General features: G+C 71.8%; 17 protein-coding genes and 1 rRNA gene. All 18 read right to left on the reverse strand.

From position 1 onward, the window contains the following. Positions 1 to 20: 20 nt before the first annotated feature. Complete coding sequence (locus AB0B72_RS32615) at positions 21 to 1277, reverse strand: glutamate-5-semialdehyde dehydrogenase (protein WP_367743147.1); 1257 nt, start codon at positions 1275 to 1277, stop codon at positions 21 to 23. A 13-nt stretch (positions 1278 to 1290) separates the two neighbouring features. Continuing rightward, positions 1291 to 2415 carry a glutamate 5-kinase gene (gene proB, locus AB0B72_RS32620; protein ID WP_367743148.1) on the reverse strand — a complete coding sequence of 375 codons (1125 nt, stop codon included), beginning with the start codon at positions 2413 to 2415 and terminating at the stop codon, positions 1291 to 1293. Between the two features lie 11 nt (positions 2416 to 2426). Then, a complete protein-coding gene (gene obgE, locus AB0B72_RS32625) occupies positions 2427 to 3776 on the reverse strand; it encodes a GTPase ObgE (protein WP_367743149.1) in 1350 nt (449 codons plus the stop codon). An 84-nt stretch (positions 3777 to 3860) separates the two neighbouring features. Further along, on the reverse strand, positions 3861 to 4118 hold the full coding sequence (rpmA, locus tag AB0B72_RS32630) for a 50S ribosomal protein L27 (RefSeq protein WP_367743150.1): 258 nt from the start codon (positions 4116 to 4118) through the stop codon (positions 3861 to 3863). 47 nt (positions 4119 to 4165) lie between these two features. Further along, positions 4166 to 4480: a 50S ribosomal protein L21 gene (rplU, locus tag AB0B72_RS32635; protein ID WP_367743152.1), complete on the reverse strand. Its 315-nt coding sequence runs from the start codon at positions 4478 to 4480 to the stop codon at positions 4166 to 4168. 185 nt (positions 4481 to 4665) lie between these two features. Next, entirely contained in the window at positions 4666 to 7596 is a 2931-nt protein-coding gene (locus tag AB0B72_RS32640; protein ID WP_367743153.1) for an Rne/Rng family ribonuclease, read from the reverse strand. A gap of 103 nt (positions 7597 to 7699) precedes the next feature. After that, positions 7700 to 8416, reverse strand: a complete 717-nt coding sequence (locus tag AB0B72_RS32645) for a TIGR03936 family radical SAM-associated protein (protein WP_367743154.1) — start codon at positions 8414 to 8416, stop codon at positions 7700 to 7702. A 169-nt stretch (positions 8417 to 8585) separates the two neighbouring features. After that, positions 8586 to 10508: a TIGR03960 family B12-binding radical SAM protein gene (locus AB0B72_RS32650; RefSeq protein ID WP_367743156.1), complete on the reverse strand. Its 1923-nt coding sequence runs from the start codon at positions 10506 to 10508 to the stop codon at positions 8586 to 8588. A gap of 78 nt (positions 10509 to 10586) precedes the next feature. Next, a complete protein-coding gene (rodA, locus tag AB0B72_RS32655; RefSeq protein WP_367743158.1) occupies positions 10587 to 11750 on the reverse strand; it encodes a rod shape-determining protein RodA in 1164 nt (387 codons plus the stop codon). A 12-nt stretch (positions 11751 to 11762) separates the two neighbouring features. Continuing rightward, a complete protein-coding gene (gene mrdA, locus AB0B72_RS32660; RefSeq protein ID WP_367743159.1) occupies positions 11763 to 13823 on the reverse strand; it encodes a penicillin-binding protein 2 in 2061 nt (686 codons plus the stop codon). After that, positions 13820 to 14335: a rod shape-determining protein MreD gene (gene mreD / locus AB0B72_RS32665; RefSeq protein WP_367743160.1), complete on the reverse strand. Its 516-nt coding sequence runs from the start codon at positions 14333 to 14335 to the stop codon at positions 13820 to 13822. Before mreD ends, mrdA begins: the two co-directional genes overlap by 4 nt. A gap of 5 nt (positions 14336 to 14340) precedes the next feature. Further along, on the reverse strand, positions 14341 to 15687 hold the full coding sequence (gene mreC, locus AB0B72_RS32670) for a rod shape-determining protein MreC (RefSeq protein WP_367743162.1): 1347 nt from the start codon (positions 15685 to 15687) through the stop codon (positions 14341 to 14343). Positions 15688 to 15858: 171 nt separating this feature from the next. Further along, on the reverse strand, positions 15859 to 16890 hold the full coding sequence (locus AB0B72_RS32675; protein WP_367743163.1) for a rod shape-determining protein: 1032 nt from the start codon (positions 16888 to 16890) through the stop codon (positions 15859 to 15861). 203 nt (positions 16891 to 17093) lie between these two features. Further along, positions 17094 to 17504, reverse strand: coding sequence for a nucleoside-diphosphate kinase (gene ndk / locus AB0B72_RS32680; protein ID WP_367743164.1), 411 nt, complete (start codon positions 17502 to 17504; stop codon positions 17094 to 17096). Between the two features lie 95 nt (positions 17505 to 17599). Continuing rightward, positions 17600 to 19216, reverse strand: a complete 1617-nt coding sequence (locus AB0B72_RS32685; protein ID WP_367743165.1) for a hypothetical protein — start codon at positions 19214 to 19216, stop codon at positions 17600 to 17602. 11 nt (positions 19217 to 19227) lie between these two features. Continuing rightward, entirely contained in the window at positions 19228 to 19611 is a 384-nt protein-coding gene (locus AB0B72_RS32690; protein ID WP_367743166.1) for a DUF4233 domain-containing protein, read from the reverse strand. Beyond that, the gene (locus AB0B72_RS32695; protein WP_367743167.1) at positions 19608 to 20930 is read right to left on the reverse strand and encodes a folylpolyglutamate synthase/dihydrofolate synthase family protein; all 1323 of its coding nucleotides are present in this window, start codon (positions 20928 to 20930) and stop codon (positions 19608 to 19610) included. Before AB0B72_RS32695 ends, AB0B72_RS32690 begins: the two co-directional genes overlap by 4 nt. A 144-nt stretch (positions 20931 to 21074) precedes the next feature. Beyond that, positions 21075 to 21167: ribosomal RNA gene (gene rrf, locus AB0B72_RS32700) — 5S ribosomal RNA — on the reverse strand; the annotation flags it as partial.

Below are 21167 nucleotides of genomic sequence, written 5' to 3' on the forward strand. Positions count from 1 at the left end.
GCCCGCCCACGGCGGTGCCGTCAGAGCCGGACGTGCCCGTCGCCGGTATAGATCCACTTGGTGGAGGTGAGCTCCGGCAACCCCATCGGACCGCGGGCGTGCAGCTTCTGGGTGGAGATGCCGATCTCGGCCCCGAAGCCGAACTCGCCGCCGTCGGTGAACCTGGTGGACGCGTTGACCGCGACGGCAGCCGAATCGACCGTCGCCACGAACCTGCGCGCCGCGGGCTGCGACCGGGTGACGATGGCGTCGGTGTGCGCCGAGCCGTACCTCCTGATGTGCGCGACTGCGTCGTCCAGCGAGTCGACGACGGCGGCGGCGATGTCGAGCGAGAGGTACTCGACCGTGTAGTCCTCCTCGGTCGCGGGGACCACGTCAGGGCTGTACCCGCGCATCCGCTCGTCGCCGTGCACGGTCACGCCGGCGTCCTTCAGCACGGACAGCGCCCGGGGGACGAACGCGTCGGCGATGCCGGCGTGGACCAGCAGCGTCTCCGCGGTGTTGCACACCGAGGGCCGCTGCGTCTTGGCGTTGAGCAGGATGGCGAGGGCCATGTCGATGTCGGCGTCCGCGTCCACGTAGACGTGGCAGTTGCCCACCCCGGTCTCGATCACGGGGACCGTCGACTCCTCCACCACGCTCTTGATGAGCGATGCGCCGCCACGGGGGATGAGCACGTCGACCAGCCCGCGGGCGCGCATCAGGTGCTTGACCGACTCGCGGGTGCGCCCCGGGACGAGCTGGACGGCCTCCGCCGGGACCTCGGTGCCGGCCAGCGCCTCCTGCATCACCCGCACCAGCACGGTGTTGGACGCGTACGCGCTGGACGACCCGCGCAGCAACACCGCGTTGCCGCTCTTGAGACACAGGGCGGCGGCGTCGACCGTGACGTTGGGGCGGCCCTCGTAGACGATCCCGATGACGCCGAGCGGTACGCGGACCTGGCGCAGCTCCAGGCCGTTCGGCAGCGTGCTGCCGCGCACGACCTCGCCGACCGGGTCGGGCAGGTCGGCCACCTCGCGGACGGCGGCGGCGATCTTCTGGACGCGGCCCGCGTCGAGCCGCAGCCGGTCGATCATCGCCGGGGAGGTGCCTGCTCGGACGGCCCCGTCGACGTCGGCCGCGTTGGCCGCGACGATCTCGTCCGTGGCGGCGACCAGGGCGTCCGCCACGGCGCGCAACGCGGCGTCCTTGGGCGTGCGCGGCAGCGGCGCGAGCGCCGTCGCTGCCTCCTTCGCCGCACGAGCGACCTTCTCGAAGTCCTCTGCCTCAGACATTGCCTCGCGCTCCCTACTCCTGGGTGGGCTCAAGTATGACGATGTCGTCCCGGTGGATCAGCTCGCGTTCGTACTCCGGCCCGAGCGCGCTCGCCAGCTCCCGGGTGGACCGGCCGAGCAGCTCGGGGATCTCCGCGGCGTCATAACTGACCAGGCCACGCGCGACGGGGACGCCGGTCGGGCCGCACAGGTCGACCGGGTCGCCCGCCGCGAAGTCGCCCTCGACCTTCACGACGCCCGCGGGCAGCAGCGACTTGCGCCGGGCCACCACGGCCTCGACGGCGCCGGCGTCCAGGTGCAGCCGTCCCCTGCCGGTGGTGGCGTGGGCGAGCCAGAGCAGCCGGGTGCCGGGGTGGCGGCCCCCGGGGTGGAAGTACGTGCCGACGTCCGCGCCCGCGAGCGCCTGGGCGGCACGCGCGGCGGCCGTGAGCACGACCGGCACCCCCGCGCCGGTGGCGATGCGGGCCGCCTGCACCTTGGTGATCATCCCGCCGGTCCCCACCCTGCCGGAGGTGCCCAGCTCGACGCCCTCCAGGTCCTCCGGCCCGCGCACCTCGGCGATCCGGGTGGCGCCGTCCTTGCGGGGATCGCCGTCGTAGAGGGCGTCCACGTCCGACAACAGCACCATTCCGTCCGCGTGGGTGAGATGGGCGACCAGCGCGGCCAGGCGGTCGTTGTCGCCGAAGCGGATCTCGTCGGTCGCCACCGTGTCGTTCTCGTTGACCACGGGGACGATGCCGAGCTCCAGCAGCCGTGCCAGCGTCCGCCGCGCGTTGCGGTGGTGCGACCGCCGCATCATGTCGTCGGCCGTGAGCAGCACCTGGCCGACGCGCAGGCCGTACCGGGCGAAGGAGGAGGTGTAGCGTGCCACCAGCACGCCCTGACCCACGGAGGCGGCCGCCTGCTGCGTCGCCAGGTCCTTGGGCCGGGAGCGCAGCCCCAGCGGGCCGAGCCCGGCCGCGATGGCGCCCGACGAGACGAGCACGATCTGGGTGCCGGCCTGCCGGCGGGCGGCGAGCACGTCGACGAGCGCGTCGACCCGGTCGACGTCGATCACGCCCCTCGGCGTCGTCAGGGAGGACGAGCCCACCTTGACGACCAGCCGCGACGCCGTACTGATCCGGTCCCTGCCTGTCACGCCGTCTACTCCTAGCCGAGCCTCAGGTCGGTGCCCCGGCGGCCCAGGGGCACGTGCACCCCCTGCGAGGGCTGCCAGTCGAAGACGTGGCCGCCCTGCATCGAGCCGATCACGATCTCGGCGCCCGCCTGGGCCCCGGCCTTGATCAGCGCCTCCTCGACACCGAGCCGTTCGAGCCGGTCGGCGAGGTAGCCGACGGCCTCGTCGTTGGTGAAGTCGGTCTGGCGGATCCACCGCTCGGGCTTCTCGCCGGTCACCTGGAAGGTGTTGTCGTCGACGCGGCGCACCGCGAACCCGGTCTCGCCGAGCTGCTTGGGACGGATCACCAGGCGGGTGGGCTCCTCGACCGGCTTGCTCGCCCGCGCCTGGGCGACCATCTCGCCCATCGCGTACGTCAGCGGCCGCAGGCCCTCGTGGCTCGCCGCGGAGATCTCGAAGACCCGCAGGCCGCGCTCCTCAAGGATGGGCGTGACGATGTCGGCGAGGTCGCGGCCGTCCGGCACGTCCACCTTGTTGAGGGCGACCATGCGCGGCCGGTCCTGCAGCGAGCCGTACGCCGCCAGCTCGGCCTCGATCACGTCGAAGTCGGTGACGGGGTCGCGGCCGGGCTCCATGGTCGCGCAGTCGAGGACGTGCACGATCGTGGAGCAACGCTCGACGTGCCGCAGGAACTCGTGGCCGAGCCCCCTGCCCTCGGACGCCCCGGGGATCAGGCCGGGCACGTCGGCGACCGTGAACACGGTCTCCCCGGTGGTCACGACGCCCAGGTTGGGGATCAGCGTGGTGAACGGGTAGTCGGCGATCTTCGGCCGGGCGGCCGACAGCGCCGCGATCAGCGACGACTTGCCGGCGTTGGGGAAGCCGACCAGCGCCACGTCCGCGACGGTCTTCAGCTCCAGCGCGATCTCGGCCTCGTCGCCGGGCTCGCCCAGCAGCGCGAAGCCGGGCGCCTTGCGCTTGGAGTTGGCGAGGGCGGTGTTGCCGAGGCCGCCGAAGCCGCCCTGCGCGGCGACGTACCTGGTGCCCGAGCCGACCAGGTCGACCAGCACCTCTCCGGTCCTGGCGTCCTTCACGACCGTGCCGTTGGGCACGGTCAAGACGATGTCCTCGCCGTTGGCGCCGTCCCGGTGCGACCCCGCGCCCTGCTTGCCGTTGCCGGCCTTGCGGTGCGGACGGTGGTGGTACTCGAGCAGAGTGGAGGTGTTCTGGTCGACTTCGAGGATCACGTCCCCGCCCCGGCCGCCGTTGCCCCCGTCCGGGCCGCCGAGCGGCTTGAATTTCTCCCGGTGGATGGAGGCGCAGCCGTTGCCGCCGTCACCCGCCTTGATGTGCAGGATGACGTGGTCCACGAAGTCAGCCATCAGCCGCTTCCCCTCTTGCCGAAAAAGAATGAGGCGGACCGAATGATCGATCCGCCTCATCCACTGCGTGTTTCCCGGGCGGATCTACTCCGCCAGCGGGACGATGCTCACCGCGCGGCGACCGCGCTTGGTGCCGAACTGCACGTGGCCCGCGGACAGGGCGAACAGCGTGTCGTCGCCGCCGCGGCCGACGTTGTCGCCGGGGTGGAAGTGCGTGCCGCGCTGACGGACGATGATCTCGCCCGCGTTCACCAGCTGACCGCCGAAGCGCTTCACGCCGAGGCGCTGCGCGTTCGAGTCACGGCCGTTCCGGGTGGACGAGGCGCCCTTCTTGTGTGCCATGGTTCACTCCCTTTCCGGGGGTTGAGCCGGGGTGGTCCCCCGGGGAGTTACTTGCCGGAGTTGATGCCGGTGACCTTGACCTGGGTGTACCGCTGGCGGTGACCCTGGCGCTTCTTGTAACCGGTCTTGTTCTTGTACTTCAGAATGCGGATCTTGGGGCCCTTGGTCTCGCCGAGGATCTCGGCGGTCACCAGGAACTTGCTGAGCGTGGCAGCGTCGGTGGTGACATCGCCGTCGTTGACGACGAGCACCGCCGGCAGCGACACCGAGGAGCCGACCTCTCCGGCGACCTTGTCGACCTCGAGGACGTCCCCGACGGAAACCTTCTGCTGCCTGCCGCCGCAACGAACGATCGCGTACACCGCGGAACCCTTCTACTGGCTAAATGCTGAGATGCCGCGCCCCGCATCCAGCTGCTGTCGATGACACGACCGGCGGTCCGGGCAGGCGCGCGAAGCCAGGCACGCCACCAGGCGCACCGGTTGACTAGGGTACCGGATTTCCGGCACTGAGGTCGAACCGAGTGGGCCGCCGGGAGATGAAGTCGCTAGTCCGCCGCCTTCCTGCGGGAACGGCGCCGCCCACGGGGCTGCGCCGGCGGAGAGTCGTCCTCATCGGCTTCGAACGCGTCGGTGACGCCGTCACGGCCGCCTCCGGACGCCGCGGCCACCGATCCCTCGGCGGACGCGAGCTTTTCCGCCACGGCCTTCTCCACGGCCATCTTGCCCTGCGTGCCGCGCGGCTCGGGCTTGCCCTCGACCGGCTCGGTCGAGATGACGATGCCCCGGCCGTGGCAGCACTCGCACGGCGTGGAGAACGCCTCGAGCAGGCCCTGGCCAACCCGCTTGCGGGTCATCTGGACCAGCCCCAGCGACGTGACCTCGGCCACCTGGTGCTTGGTCCGGTCCCGGGCCAGGCACTCCAGCAGCCGGCGCAGGACCAGGTCGCGGTTGCTCTCCAGCACCATGTCGATGAAGTCGATCACGATGATGCCGCCGATGTCTCGCAGCCGGAGCTGGCGGACGATCTCCTCGGCCGCCTCCAGGTTGTTGCGGGTGACGGTCTCCTCGAGGTTGCCGCCCTGCCCGGTGTACTTGCCGGTGTTGACGTCGACGACCGTCATGGCCTCGGTGCGGTCGATGACCAGCGAGCCGCCGGACGGCAGCCACACCTTGCGCTCCATCGCCTTGGCGATCTGCTCGTCGATGCGGTACGCGCTGAAGGCGTCGCCCGGGCCGTCCCACTTGGAGATCCGGTCGGCCAGGTGCGGCGCGACGTACCGGACGTACTCGTCCACGGTGACCCAGGCGTCCTCGCCCTCGACCACCAGGGAGGCGAAGTCCTCGTTGAAGACGTCGCGGACCACGCGGACCGTCATGTCGGGCTCGCCGGACAGCAGCTCGGGCGGGGAGGCCGACTTGGCCTTGCGCTGGATGTTCTCCCACTGCGCGGACAGCCGGGCCACGTCGCGGCTGAGCTCCTCCTCCGAGGCGCCCTCGGCCGCGGTACGGACGATGACGCCCGCGTTCTCCGGCATGACCTTGCGGAGGATCTGCTTGAGCCGCGTCCGCTCCTTGTCCGGGAGCTTGCGGGAGATGCCGGTCATCGAGCCGTCCGGCACGTAGACCAGGTAACGGCCGGGCAGGCTGATCTGCGAGGTCAGCCGCGCGCCCTTGTGCCCCATCGGGTCCTTGGTGACCTGGACGAGCACCGACTGGCCCGACTTGAGCGCCGCCTCGATGCGCTTCGGCTGGCCCTCCATCCCGGCGGTGTCGAAGTTGACCTCGCCGGCGTACAGCACGGCGTTGCGGCCCTTGCCGATGTCGACGAACGCCGCCTCCATCGAGGGCAGCACGTTCTGGACCTTGCCCAGGTACACGTTGCCGACGTAGGACTGGCTGGACTCGCGGTCGACGTAGTGCTCGACGAGGACGCCGTCCTCCAGCACCGCGATCTGGGTGCGGCCGCCCTGGCGGCGCACGACCATGAACCGCTCGACCGCCTCGCGGCGCGCCAGGAACTCCGACTCGGTGATGATCGGCGGTCGGCGGCGGCCCAGCTCGCGCCCCTCGCGGCGGCGCTGCTTCTTCGCCTCGAGCCGGGTCGAGCCGCGCACGCCCTGGACCTCGTCGGCCGACGTGGAGCGCGTGGCGCGGGGCGCCCTGATGCGCACGACGGTGTTCGGCGGGTCGTCGACCGTCGGCTCGGGCTCCTCGGCCCCCCGGCGGCGGCGCCGGCGACGGCGGCGGGAGGAGGCCGAGCCGCCTTCCGCGTCGTCCTCGGCCTGCTCGCGGTCCTCGTCCTCGGCCTGCTCGCCCTGCGCCTCGTCGGCCTCCGGCTCGTCGTCGCCGTCCTCGCCGTCGCGCGTGCGGGCACCGCGGCCCCGGCCGCCCCGGCGGCGGCGGCGCCTGCGCGGGCCGCCCTCGCCTTCGGCGTCGTCGCCGTCCTCGGCCGCCTCGTCGAGCTCCTCGGGCTCGGCCTGGTCGTCCGCCTGGTCGGCGTAGGCCGCCTGCCCCTGCTGACCCGGCTGCCCCTGCTGACCGGCCTGACCTGACTGAGCGGGCTGGTCCGGCTGCGCGGCAGGCCTGGGGGCGGGCACGGCGAACGGGTCGGGAGCCTGGAACAGCGGCTGGAACAGGGCCGGCGCCTGGAAGGTCACCGACGGCACGGCGGGCTGCTGCCCGGACAGGCCGAAGGGGTCGCTCACCAGGCTCGGCCGGCCGCCCTCGTCCTCGGCGACGTCCTCGACGACGTCCTCGTCGAGCGGCTCCAGGTCGAGGATGTCGTCGTCGAGCGGCTCCTCATCGGGAAGGTTGAGCCGCAACGCCGCGGCCACCTCGGCCTCGGCGGCGCTCATCGCCCTGGATCGTTCCGGGGTGACCTCGTCCTTCTTGCGGCTGCGGCGGCGCCTCGCGGGAGGCTCGACGGCCTGCTCGACCGCCTCGACCGCCTGCTCGACGATCTGCTCCGCATCGGCGGCCGGCTCCTCGACCCGCTTGCGGGAACGGCGGCGTCGTACGGGCTGGGGGTCCTCCTCGGGCCCGGCGGGCTCAGCCGCGACGGCGGCCGTCTCGGGCTCCAGCGGCTGCGCCACCGGGGCGGGCTCGGCGGCCTGCGCCGCGGGCTCCGCCACGTCGGCGACGGCCTTCGCCGTCGCGCGACGGCGGGTGGCCCGCTTGGGCCGGTCTTCCGCGACCGGCGCCGGCACCCCGGCGGCGGCCTCAGCCTGGCCGTGGTCAAGGGCGGGGTCCACCGCCTTCGGCGCGGCCCCGGCCGCCACCGTGGTCACGGGCGGCGGCAGATCGTCCGGCTCGGGCGGGGGGCCCGCAGGCCGGCTCGCCGCGCGGCGGCGCGGAGCCGAAACCCCGCCAGACCGGCCGGTCGGAACGTCGTCGACGCCGGCGCCGCGGCCGGCATCTGCGGTCGTCGTGTCACCGTCAAGGCTCACAGCCCCGTCAGTGGGCTCGTTGTCGAGCATGCGGGCGCTCTCCCGTCAGCCCCCGGGCACGTTTCCGCGCCGCGCGGAGGCTCTCGTCTCTCGCGGTCCGCCGGGCCACCTGTCGGGGCCGCGGCGGCAAGTCTTATAGGTCTTCGCCGGCCCGATCGAGGTCGAACGGATCGGCGGGCTCACCGGTCATGACGTCGAGCGGCCCCTGCGCCAGCCTGGTCACCTCGGGGGGTGACGGCGGCGCGAAGCCTGCCACGAGACGTAGACCCATGAGCACGTCATCGGGCCGCACGGCAGGAGTTTCGTGCCGAACAACCATACGAAGTATGACACACGCCTGAACGGGCTCCTGACCTGCCGTTCTCTCGTGACCGGTCACGACGGCCAGCGAGCCCACCGCCTGGCGGGCGTCGAACCGGCGCATCCCCTTCTTGGTCAGGCGCTCGACCTCCACGCGGTCGGCCGCCCAGAACTCCTTGACGGCGGCCTCGGCCGCGGCCGGATCGGCCCCGGGAAGCCGTACCTCCCAGACCGATCCCTCCAGCCGGTCGGCGAGGCTCCCCTGCCCGGCCTCGACCACGGCGAGCACGTCCAGGCCCGTCGGCAGCGACTCGTCGAGCTGGTCGCGCACCCGCGCCGGGTCGCACGGGCGGTTCAGGCCGATCTCGAGGTATTCGGCCTCGCTGGCCACTCCCGTGGGAGCGGCCCCGGCATAGGAGATCTTCGGGTGGGGGTTGAACCCCGCGCTGTAGGCCACCGGCAGGCCGGCCCGCCGCACCGCCCTCTCGACGGCACGGGAGATGTCGCGGTGGCTGGTGAAGCGCAGCCGTCCCCTCTTCGCGTAACGCACCCTCAGGCGCTGCACCACGGGGTCGGGCGCAGGTCCCTCCGGGACGGGCTTGTTCAGTTCCTTCGTCCTTCCGGTGTCGGCTCGGTCGGTCGCGGGCGACGCCGGTGCACGGTGAGCGGTCTGTCGCGGGCGATGCCCGAGCACGGTGAACGATCGGTCGAGGGCGGCGTCACAGCACGGTGAGCGGCAGAAGCTTCTTGCCGGTCGGGCCGATCTGGATCTCCGTCCCCATGGTGGGGCAGACACCGCAGTCGTAGCAGGGCGTCCAGCGGCAGTCCTCGACCTCGACGTCGTTAACGGCGTCCTGCCAGTCCTGCCAGAGCCACTCGCGGTCGAGACCGGCGTCGAGGTGGTCCCAGGGGAGCACCTCGTGCTCGTCGCGCTCACGGGTGGTGAACCAGGCGACGTCCACCGGCTCGCCGGCGAGAGCGCGCTCCGCGGCCGCCATCCAGCGGTCGTAGGAGAAGTGCTCGCTCCACCCGTCGAACCGGCCGCCGTCCTCCCAGACGGCGCGGATGATCCCGCCGACGCGGCGGTCTCCGCGGGACAGCAGGCCCTCCACGATCGACGGCTTGCCGTCGTGGTACCGGAACCCGATCGCCCTGCCGTACTGCTTGTCACCCCGGAGGGCGTCGCGCAGCTCACGCAGCCGCCGGTCCACCGTCTCGTGATCGCACTGCGCGGCCCACTGGAACGGCGTGTGCGGCTTGGGCACGAACCCCCCGATGGACACCGTGCAGCGCACGTCCCGGGATCCGCTCGCCTCCCGGCCCGCCTTGATGACCTTCTTGGCCAGGTCGGCGATGCCGAGGACGTCGATGTCCTCCTCGGTGGGCAGCCCGCACATGAAGTAGAGCTTCACCTGCCGCCAGCCCTGGCTGTAGGCCGTGGTGACGGTGCGGATCAGATCCTCCTCGGTGACCATCTTGTTGATCACCTTGCGCATCCGCTCGGAGCCGCCCTCGGGCGCGAAGGTGAGGCCCGAGCGGCGCCCGTTGCGTGACAGCTCGTTGGCCAGGTCGATGTTGAACGCGTCGACCCGGGTCGACGGGAGCGACAGGCCGATCTGGGTGCCCTCGTAGCGGTCGGCGAGCCCCCTGGTCAGGGGGTCGATCTCGGAGTGGTCGGCGCTGGACAGCGAGAGCAGGCCGACCTCGCTGAAGCCGGACTCCCTGATCCCCGTCTCCACCATGTCGCCGATCGTGGTGATCGACCGCTCCCGCACCGGACGGGTGATCATCCCCGCCTGGCAGAAGCGGCAGCCGCGGGTGCAGCCGCGGAAGATCTCCACGCTGAACCGCTCGTGCACGGTCTCGGCCAGCGGGACGAGCGGCTTCTTCGGGTACGGCCACTCGTCCAGGTCCATGACCGTGTGCTTGAACACGCGCGACGGCACGCCGGCGCGGTTGGGGACGACGCGCTTGATGCGCCCGTCCGGGTGGTACTCGACGTCGTAGAACTTCGGGACGTAGACGCCTCCGGTGGAGGCCAGGCGCATCAGGAGCTCATCGCGGCCGCCCGGCGAGCCCTCGCCCTTCCACTCACGGATCACCTCGGAGATCGCGATCGCGATCTGCTCGCCGTCGCCGAGCACGGCGGCGTCGAGGAAGTCGGCGATGGGCTCGGGGTTGAACGCGGCGTGGCCGCCGGCCAGCACGATCGGGTCCGCACCTGTCCGGTCGACCGCGTCCAGCGGGATCCCCGCCAGGTCGAGCGCGGTGAGCAGGTTGGTGTAGCCGAGCTCGGTCGCGAACGACACCCCGAGGACGTCGAAGGCGCGGACCGGCCGGTGACCGTCCACCGTGAACTGCGGGACGCCCTCCGACCGCATGAGCGCCTCGAGGTCGGGCCAGACGGCGTACGTGCGCTCGGCCAGGGTCTCGGGCAGCTCGTTGAGAATCTCGTAGAGGATCTGCACGCCCTGGTTGGGCAGGCCGACCTCGTAGGCGTCCGGGTACATCAGCGCCCACCGGACCGTCGCCTCGTCCCAGTCCTTGACCGTCGAGTTGAGCTCACCCCCGACGTACTGGATCGGCTTCTGCACCTTGGGCAGCAGCGGCTCCAGGCGGGGAAACAACGACTCGACAGACATGTGTCCAGGGTATCGGCTCCCGAGGGCGTGCCTGAGCCCGTCACGGCCGGGGGGCACCTGGCACCCCCGGAACCCGCCTCAGGAGGGCCGCTCCCGGATGCGGATCGCCTGCAGGATGCCTACCGCGATCATGTTGGCGAACGTCGCGGTGCCGCCGTAGGAGACGAACGGCAGCGGCACACCGGTGATCGGCATGATGCCGATGGTCATGCCGACGTTGACGAGCGTCTGGAAGGCCAGCCAGGCGACGATGCCGCCGGCCACGAGCGCGCCGAACCGGTCGTCGCACATCCGCGCGATCCGCACGCCACGCAGCAGAACCACCCCGAGCAGGGCCACCACCGTCACCGTCCCCAGGAAGCCGAGCTCCTCCCCCGCGACGGTGAAGATGAAGTCGGTGTGCTGCTCGGGCACGAAGCGGCCGGTCGTCTGCCCGCCGTGGAACAGGCCCTTGCCGAACACCTCGCCCGATCCGATCGCGACCAGCGCCTGCCTGCTGTTGTAGCCGACGCCGCGCGGGTCGGTCGCCGGGTCGAGCAGCGCGGTGAACCGGGCCATCTGGTACGGCTTCATCAGCCCGAAGGCCCACACCGCGTAGCCGGCGGCGGCCGTCGCCAGCACGGCCAGGGCGATCCAGCGCTTGCGCACCCCGGCGAAGACGATGATCGCGCCCGTGGTCGCCACCAGCACCATCGTCGTGCCGAGGTCCGGCTGGAGCATCACCAGGGCCGCCGCCACGCCCGAGACCGCCAGCGACAGCGCGACGTCGAGCATCCGCGGCCGGTCCTTCTTCTCCCCCGTACGGACGAGCAGCCGGGCGAGCATCACGACCAGGGCCGGCTTCGCCAGCTCCGCGGGCTGGACGGCGAAGCCGCCGCCCAGCATGATCCACGAGTGGTGGCCGTTGATCGTCGAGCCCATCGGCGAGATGACCAGCAGCAACCCCAGGATCGCCAGGCCGTACACGAGGGGCGCGTAGGTGCGCAGCCGGCGGTAGTCGCACACCGCGACGGCGCTGTAGAGGGCGAGCCCGATGCACAGGTTGAGAATGTGCTTCTTGACCATCCCGGTCGGCTCGGCCGACGACCAGGTGCGGGTGGACGACCAGACCAGCAGTGTGCCGATCACGCTGAGCGCGACGACCGCGGCGAGCAGCAGGCCGTCCATCCGCCACACGGCCGCCCCCCGGCCGATGACCCGGCTCGCGCCGGACCGGCGGCGAACCCCGAGGACCTCAGACATCACGCGCTCCCATCAGCCGCCGGCCGTCTCTTCCGTCAGGGACGGCAGGCGGCTCACCGGCCGCCCGTCGGGCAGCGCCGCCTTGATCGGCTTGTTGTCGTCACCCTTGCCGACGCCGAAGATCCCCTCCCAGATCCGCCGGACCGCGGGCGCCGCGGTCGAGGCGCCGAAGCCGCCCTGCGCGACCATGACCACGGTGACCAGCCGCGGGTTGTCGGCCGGGGCGAAGGAGGCGAACCACGAGGTGTCCTCCTTGCCGTAGACCTCCGCCGTGCCGGTCTTGCCGCCGATCTTCACGACGTTCATCGGGAAGCCGCGGAACGCCCCCGCCGCCGTGCCGTCCGACGGCACCTCGCTCAGCGCCTTGCGGATGTAGTCGCGGGTCTCGTCGCTGACCGGGAGGCGGCCCTCCACCGGGACCGGGATCTCCTTGTCCAGGGTGCCGTCGGGCCGGACCAGCGCCCACCCGACGCGCGGGCTGCGCAGCTTGCCGTCCCCGAGGAGCGCGGCGTACGCGCGGGCGAGCTGGAGAGGCGTGACGAGCACGTCACCCTGGCCGATGGACAGGTTGACCGCCTCGTAGGCGTGGAAGAGGAAGCCCTCCAGGCAGTTCTCGTTGGCCAGCCGCTTGGCGTACGCGGCGCGGCTCTCGTCCTTCATCTCCGGGTAGCCCGTCTTGGCCCGCTTGCACATCTCGTTCCTGGTGGCGTTCCACAGCTCCTTCCTCCAGGTACGGTCCGGGATGCGGCCCGGCGCCTCGCCCGGCAGGTCGACGCCCGTGCGCCGGCCGAAGCCGTAGGCCCTGGCCATGTTCGGCATCGGCTCCTTGGGCTTGGCCTTCGGCGTCTTGCCGCCGTCCCGCTTCCACTCCTCGTACCCCGCCTTGTAGAAGACGGTGTCGCACGACTTGACCAGGGCGGTGTGCAGCGAGATCGCCCCCAGGCTCATGCCGCCCGCGTTGGGGAACGACCGGCCCTCGACGTTGTAGGAGCTCGGGCACTGGTAGGAGCCGTGCAGCGGTTCGCCGTCCGCGATCATCGCCGAGACCGAGCTGATCTTGAACGTCGAGCCGGGGGCGTACTGGCCCGCGATCGCCCGCGAGACCAGCGGCTTGCCTGACTTGTCCGACAGCAGGCGCTGGTACTCCTTCTCCGCGATGCCGCCGGTCCAGACCTTCGGGTCGTACGTCGGCCGGCTCGCCATCGCCACGATCCGGCCGGTCTTGACGTCGAGGACCACGGCCGCGCCGCCGTCGGAGTTCGGCACGTCCTGCATGGCCTGCGCGAGCGACTTCTCGACGATCGCCTGCACCCGGGAGTCGATGCTGGTCACCAGCGTCTCGCCGGCCACCGGCGTCGCCTGCTGCCGGACCGCGACGACCTTGCCCATCCGGTCGACCTGGACCCGGCGCAGGCCCGGCTTGCCGCGCAGCGCCGCGTCGTAGACCGCCTCCAGGCCGTCACGCCCGGTCAGGTCGACGCCGGAGTAGCTGGCCTTGAGGCCCTCACGCTGCTCCAGCTCGCTCTCCGTCACCGGCTGGAGGTAGCCAAGGAGCTGGGCGGCGTCCTTGCCGTTCGGATAGTCGCGGACCGACTGGATCTCCGCCGTCACACCGGGGAAGTCCTCCTGGCGCTCCAGGATCTGCAGCGCGACGCGCGGCTTGACGTGGTCGGCGATCGGGATCGGCGTGTACGGCGATCCGGGCCAGCAGGGCCTGGTCACCCCGGGGCCGCATGCCCTGATCCGCTGCTTGAGCTGCTGGTAGGGGATCCACAGCATCGCCGAAAGCCGCTTCAGCACGGACTCGCCCCCGTCGGGCATCCGCTCGAACCGGGACCGGTCGATCGAGACGACCAGGCTGGTGCGGTTGCGGACCAGCGGGCGGCCGGAGGCGTCCAGGATGGCCCCGCGCAACGCGGGCACCCGTACCTCGCGGGTGCGGGTCTCGGTGGCGACCGTGACGAACCGCGCCCCCTGCACGACCTGCACCTGCCACAAGCGCACCACCAGCACCACGATCATGGCAACGACCAGTATCTGCAGGACGATCAGCCGCCCTCGCAACCGTGTCATGCCGTCCCCCGTCTCCAGCTCGTCACGAGCTCCGTTCCGCCGCCGCGCCTGCCGTGCCGGTGGAGGGCGGTCACCGCCCAGAACACCGCAGGGGCGGCCACGAGATTGCACAGGGCGCCTCGAACCCAGGCGCTGCGCACGACGTCCCAGGTCACCCCCGGGCTGCCCAGAAGCGCTCCGAACCCGGCCTCCAGGCCGGGACCGAGGAGCGCGCAGACCACCACCGTGACCAGGGGCGCCTGCTCACCCACCCGGCCCGCCGCGTAGCCCAGGACGCACAGCACCAGCGCGTACTGCCCCAGGGTGTGGTGGGCGGGCGGCATCAGGTCGTAGGCGAGACCCCCGCAGAAGCCGATCACCGCGCCGGGCACCGGCCCGCGGACCGCGGCGAGCGCGGCCACGGTCAGTAGCACCAGATCGGGAGCGAACACGCCCAGCAACCGGCTCGCCAGGCTCACCTGGAGCACGAGAGCGGCGAGGAGCAGCAGCGCGGCGGTGAGGTTGCGGAGCATCAGGATCAGGCCCTTCCCTCGTGCCCGTGCCGCTGGTCCCGCCCGGCATGCGCGTTCCCGGCCGGAGGGCTCGGGGCGGCCGCCCGCGGCCCGCCGCCGGTCCTGCCGGTCTGGTGACCTGTGTCATGGCCGGCGGCGGGGCTCCTGGCAGGTCTGCTCACCGGGCTCCTGCCAGGGCTGGAGTCGCGGGCCGCATGCGGACGTGCTGTGTCCCGCCCCGCCGCGTCCGGTCGGGCTGTGCCGGGGCGCGTTGTTTCGGGGCGCGCGGTGTCCGTACGCCCGCCGCGCTCCGGATCGCGGGCGGCGCCGGGCGCGCCCTCATCCGGGGCGCGGCCGTGTCCCCGCGCCTCGCCGCCGGTCGCGTCGCGCGGCAGGTCGAAGAGCCCCCGGCCTCCGGGCTCCGCCTCGATCCGGCCCCGGCCGGGCCGGTGGTCGCGCCCCTCGGCGTCGCGCCGGGCCGGCGGCGCCGCAGGCTTCGGGACCGGCGGCAGCACGGAGTCACGCGGGTCACGCTTTGGTGCGGCCACGACGACGCCGACCACGTCGAGAGCCGAGAAATCGATGAACGGCTTGGCGTAGGCGGTCTTGACGAGCTCCCCGGGCGTGGTCTCCACCCGCTGGATGACCCCGATCGGCACCCCCGCGACGTACGGCCTGCTCTCCTGGGAGCCGAAGGACACGATCCGGCGGCCCACGCTCAGCGGCGCCGAGGAGTCCAGCAGACGGAACCTCACCAGGTTGTCCCCGCCGCCTCCCTCCCCGAGGCCGCTCACGACGCCGAGCTCGTTCCCGCCCTCCAGCCGGGCTCCGGCGGAGACGGCCGGGTCGGTGAGCAGTGCCACGGTCGCGGTGGTCGGCCCGGCCTGGACGACGCGGCCGACCAGCCCGTCCCCGCTCAGCACGCTCATGTCGGCCCGCACCCCGTCGCGGGTCCCTGCGTCGATCTCCACCGCGTCCTCGAACCCCGGCGCGACCCGCCGGGCCACCACCTGGGCCGCCACCACCCGGTAGCGGCCGAGGCCCGCCAGCCCCAGCATGCGGTCGAGCTTGTCGATCCGCCCCTGGTCGATCCGCTGCGCCGACAGCTCCTCCTTGAGCCGGGAGTTCTCCCTGCGCAGGTCGGCGATGGCGCGCTGCGCCACCGGCGCCCCGCGGAGCATCCCGACGAAGCCGGTGATCGGCGCGGTGACGGTCGCGCTCGCCCGCTCGATCTTCCCGAAGACGGCGGACGCCGCTTCGCGTACCGGGCCGAGGATCCGTCCGCTGTTGGCCCGATGGTCGACGGTGATCAGGATCAGCGCGGCGGCGAGGAGGAGGCCGAGTGCGAGACGGGCGCGGCGGGTGTCTCTCATGACCGCTCCTTAACAGGTGCCCGGCGGATCTTCACCGTGGCGAGGATCGGCCGGATCGATGCATCGCAGGGCGGAGGACAGGCCCATGACCGGGCCATGGGTGACGGCGGCGGCGCGGCGAGGCGCCGTCCGGGCGACCGCGAGAGGTCGAGTGGATCCACAGGACACGACCTAGTTGCGGGGCTCCGGCACCAGCACCTGCTGGAGGGCTTCAAAGTCCTCCACGCACTTCCCCGAGCCCAGCGCGACCGAGTCGAGCGCGTTGTCGGCCAGCTGCACCGGCATGCCCGTCTCCTCGCGCAGCCGCTCGACCATCCCCCGGAGCAGGCCGCCTCCGCCCGTCAGCGCGATGCCCCGGTCCATGAGGTCGCCCGACAGCTCGGGCGGGCACTTGTCCAGGGTGGACTTCACCGCGTCGACGATCACGTTGACCGGCTCGGCGGTGGCCCTGCGGATCTCCTCGGCGGAGATGACGACCGTCTTCGGCAGCCCGGAGACCAGGTCGCGTCCGCGCACCTCGGCATGGAAGTCCTCACCCGAGGCGCACGCCGAGCCCACGGCGATCTTCACTTCCTCCGCCGTGCGCTCCCCCAGCATCAGGGAGTACTCCTTCTTGGCGAAGGCGATGACCGCCTGGTCGAGCTCGTCCCCCGCGACACGGATGGACTGGCTGGTCACTATGCCGCCCATCGAGATGATCGCCACCTCGGTGGTGCCGCCCCCGATGTCGACCACCATGTTCCCGGTCGGCTCGTGGACGGGCAGGCCGGCCCCGATGGCGGCGGCCATCGGTTCCTCGATGATGTAGACCCGGCGCGCCCCGGCCTGGTAGCCCGCCTCCTTCACCGCCCGCTGCTCCACGGCGGTGATGCCACTCGGAACGGCCACGATGATGCGGGGCCGGACGAAGTGCCGGCGTTTGTGCACCTTCTGGATGAAGTATCGGAGCATTCGCTCGGTGACGTCGAAATCCGCGATCACCCCGTCTCTCAGGGGGCGGATGGCCACAATGTTGCCGGGCGTTCGCCCGATCATCCGCTTCGCTTCTATTCCGACTGCCACGATTTTGCCGGTCGTGACGTTTATGGCGACGACCGACGGCTCGTTCAGGACGATGCCGCGGCCTCGTACGTAGACCAGTGTGTTCGCCGTGCCAAGGTCGACAGCCATGTCACGGCCCAGAAATGTCAGCTTGCTGCCCATGCGGAAGGAAGCCTTCCTTCAGGTGGTGAGCGGGTTAGCGGGATAACGCATCGCACTCGAATCGTAACGTGGCGTGCTCATGACTGGGCACATCGACCTCTCAGGCCGCGGGAAAATTCACGGCTCCCCGGCCAAGAGATCGCTCACCGCCTGGAAAAACACGAAAAGCCCCGGTTTAGACCGGGGCTTCTCGTTGGGCCGGGTTAGAAACGGTCCGGGAAGAAAATCTTGATTTCGCGGGCCGCGGACTCGGGCGAGTCGGAGCCGTGCACCACGTTCTCGCCGATCTCCAGGGCGTGGTCTCCGCGGATCGTGCCGGGGGCCGACTTGACCGGGTCGGTGAGGCCGGCCAGGGAGCGGAAGGCCTCGACCGCGCGCGGGCCCTCGACGACGAGCGCGACCAGCGGGGCGGAGGTGATGAACTCGACCAGCTCGCCGAAGAACGGCCGCTCGGAGTGCTCCGCGTAGTGGGTCTTGGCCGTCTCGGCGTCGAGCGTGCGCAGGTCCATCGCCACGAGCTTGAGGCCCTTGCGCTCGATGCGGCCGATGACGTCCCCGACGAGGCCACGACGGACCCCGTCGGGCTTGATCAGGACAAGCGTACGCTCGGACACGGCTTCTCTCCTAAGTCGGTGTGTGCTGCTCAGATGGCGTCGCTCTCGCCGCGCTCGGATGAGACGGCACTCGGGAGCTCCAACGCAACCGCAGCTTACCGTTCCGTGCTCTGCTCTCCCGCCGCGCCGTGCTCACCCTCCGGTGACGGCGTGGGCGCCGGGATCGTCACGTGCCCGTCCGGCGTTGCGCCCGGCGCCGTACGTTCGGCTGCCGGGCCCCGCCTGGCCAGCACGGACGACAGGACGATGACGCCGACCACCACGAAGCCGCCCGCCAGCGCCCAGATGTGCAGCGCGTCGATGAATCCGTCGACGACGTCCTGCTTGGTCGCCGTGGGCGACCCGGTGGCCTCGCGCAGCCGGTCCACCTGGATGCCGGTCCCGAGCAGGAATCCCGCGAGAACGGCGGGGAAGCACAGCGACAGCCCGAGCAGGGCCGCCCCGACGCCCGCCAGCCGCAGACCGCTCACCAGCGCCACCGCCGATCCCACCGCGAGCAGCGTGAACGGCACCACGAGCGGCGGGCCGTACGCGTCGGGAACGAGCAGGCGGATGGCGCACAGCCCCGCCACGACGGCCACCAGGCCGCCGGCGGTGAGACGGGGGGCGAGCGCCTCGGGCAGCGTCCCCGCCACGACGGCGGCGGCGAACGCGGCCACCACGGCGATCAGGAACGGCAGCCACAGGCCCTTCAGCCCGGGGCCGCCCAGGCCGCCGAGCTCGACGTACGTGGTCTGCGCCGCGGTGGGCAGGACGACCAGGCCGATCGCCACGTTCGCCAGGGCGAGCGTACGGCCGCCCGGCCCCTCGAACGTGCCGACGGCGGCCAGGCCCAGCATCGCGAGCACCGCGACGGCCGCGGCGACGACCACCAGGGACGGCGGCCAGTCGAAGGTCGTGCCGATCGCGAGCACCGCGATGCCGGCCGCCGGGACGGCCGCCAGCAGGAGCCGCCCGCGCTCCGCCGCGGTGACCCGGCCACGCGCCGGCCTGACTTCCGCGCTGAGGGCGTCCGCGCGGGTCCCGGAGCCGGTTTTCTCCATACTGATCTTCTCGGCGACGGTTTCGCCGGTCGCCGTCTCCGCGCCGTCGTCCCCGGCGATCAGCCACAGGACGAGGTAGGCCGCGGCGAGAGCGAGGGCGACGCCGGTCAGCAGCGGGTACGGCTGCAGCGTGACCTTCCAGGAGCTCACGTCGTCGAGCGGCCACAACGCGAGAGCCTGCGCCGACAGGAGGCTGGCCGACAGGGCCCCGGCCCAGACGGCCAGCAGGACCCTGCGGCGGGGACGCTCGGCCACGGCCACGAGGGTGGCCGGCACGAGCATGCCCGCCCCCACGCCGTGCAGGACGCGCAGCGCTCCGACCAGCGAGGTGGATCCGGCGTACCCACCGGCCACGTCGGCGAGGGCGAGCAGCGTGAGCCCGGCCACCAGGATGGGCGCCGCCCGGAACCGGCGCACGGCCACCGCCGCGAGCGGCACCGTCAGCAGCATCGCCGGCAGCGCGAGCCCATGGGCGCGCATCATCGCCACCTGCGACACCCCCGGTGGCAGCAGCGCCGCCACGATCGAGATGGTGTTGGGGATCGCGACGACCGCGAGAGGCAGGGCGACCGCGGTGAGCAGCCCGATGACGACGTCTAACAGCAGGGGGAGGCGCACGGCGCGAGCCGCCACGGCGGCCCGAGTCTGCGGAACGGGAGGGACGGCCATGGTTGCCGACTTTAGCGCTTCGTCGCCCCTTCGACACGGCGAGCGACGAAGATGGCCGCGACCCAGAGGATCGTGAAGATCACTCCGAGGAAGAACATGGCCGGGACGAGGAACCCCGTCGCGATCGCGAGAAGCTGGATCACCGTGCCCGCGACGTACGCCGCCGGGCGTTTGAGCAGGCCGGTGACCACGACGCACAGGACCGCCAGCCCCAGCCCCACGGTCAGCGCCGTGGCCGGAGGGACGTCGTTGATCTGGATCGCCACGGGGGTCGTCAGTGCGACCACGACCGCCTCCATGGACAGCACGGTCGCGCAGAGCCTGCGCATTCCGGGTGTCACGTCGAACATGCCGCCGGCGTCCCTCGCGGGAGACTCTCCGCCCTCCACGGTCATCGGGCCTCTCCCTTGAGGAGGAGCCGCGCCTCGCCCACGGTCACGACGGAGCCGGTGATGAGCACCCCGGAGCCGACCTCGTCGCCCTGGTCGGCCAGGCCGATGGCCGTGTCGATGGCGTCGTCGAGCCGCTCCACCTCGTGGACGCGGTCCGAGCCGAACACGCTCTCCGCCCGAGCGGTCAGGTCGCCGGCCGTCATCGACCGGGGAGAGGAGTTGCGGGTCACCACGAGCTCTTCGACGATCGGCTCAAGCAGCTCCAGGAGGGCGTCGACGTCCTTGTCCCCCATGACGGCGACCACCGCGACCAGCCGGGTGAACCCGAACGCCTCTGTGACCGCGTCGACCGTGGCCTCCATGCCGGCCGGGTTGTGGGCCGCGTCGAGGACCACGGTGGGGCCGCGCCGCACGATCTCCAGCCGGCCCGGGCTGGACGCCTGGGCGAACGCCTGCCGCACCAGCTCGTCGCCGAGCGGTTCGTCACCGGCGGTCAGCGCCTCGACGGCCGCCAGGGCGCTGACCGCGTTGGCCGCCTGGTGCGCGCCGTACAGCGGCAGGAAGACCTCCTCGTAGACGCCCTTGAGCCCTTTGAGCCCGAGCATCTGGCCGCCCAGCGCGAGGTCGCGGTTGAGGACGCCGAACTCCAGGCCCTCCCTCGCGACGACGGCGCCCACCTCGGCCACGCGCCGCATCAGCACCTCGGCCGCGTCGAGTGGCTGTTGTGCCAGCACGGTGGTGGCCCCCGGCTTGATGATGCCGGCCTTCTCCCCGGCGATCGTCGCGACGTCGGGGCCCAAGTAGTCGGTGTGGTCGAGGGAGATTGGCGTGATCACCGTGATCGTGCCGTCGGCGACGTTGGTGGCGTCCCACGTGCCGCCCATGCCGGTCTCGATGACCGCGACGTCGACGGGGGTGTCGGCGAACGCCGCGAACGCCATCGCGGTGAGGACCTCGAAGAAGCTGAGCCGGCCCACCTTGCCGTCGATCAGTTCGAGGTACGGCTCGATGTCCTGGTACACCTCGGTGAACCGCTCCTCCGACAGGGGCTCCCCGTCGACGGCGATGCGCTCGCGGACGGAGGTCAGATGAGGGCTGGTGTAGCGGCCGACGCGCAGGTTCCGCTCGCGCAGCAGTGACTCGATCATGCGCGCGGTGCTGGTCTTGCCGTTGGTCCCCGCGACATGGATGACCGGGTAGGCCTTCTGAGGGTCGCCAAGGAGCTCCATCAACGCGGCGATGCGATCAAGGGTGGGGTCGAAGTTCCACTCCACGCCCCTGGCCATGATCGCTTGTTCGGCGGCTCGGTATTCCACGACCATCAGCGTACGGCGTCGCCGGTGAGGTGCTGCTTCCCGGCCTTGGGTCTGTGACCATTTCCACGGGTGGCGGCGCGGAGTTCCGGGCTGCCCCTGGTGGAAACAGAAAAAGCCACCCCGTTGGGGTGGCTTCTTCTGTGAATGTTTGTCCGGCGGTGTCCTACTCTCCCACACCGTCCCCGGTGCAGTACCATCGGCGCTGGAAGGCTTAACTTCCGGGTTCGGAATGTAACCGGGTGT

The sequence above is a fragment of the Microbispora sp. NPDC049125 genome (genome assembly GCF_040802045.1).
In the GTDB taxonomy this organism is placed as follows: Bacteria; Actinomycetota; Actinomycetes; order Streptosporangiales; family Streptosporangiaceae; genus Microbispora.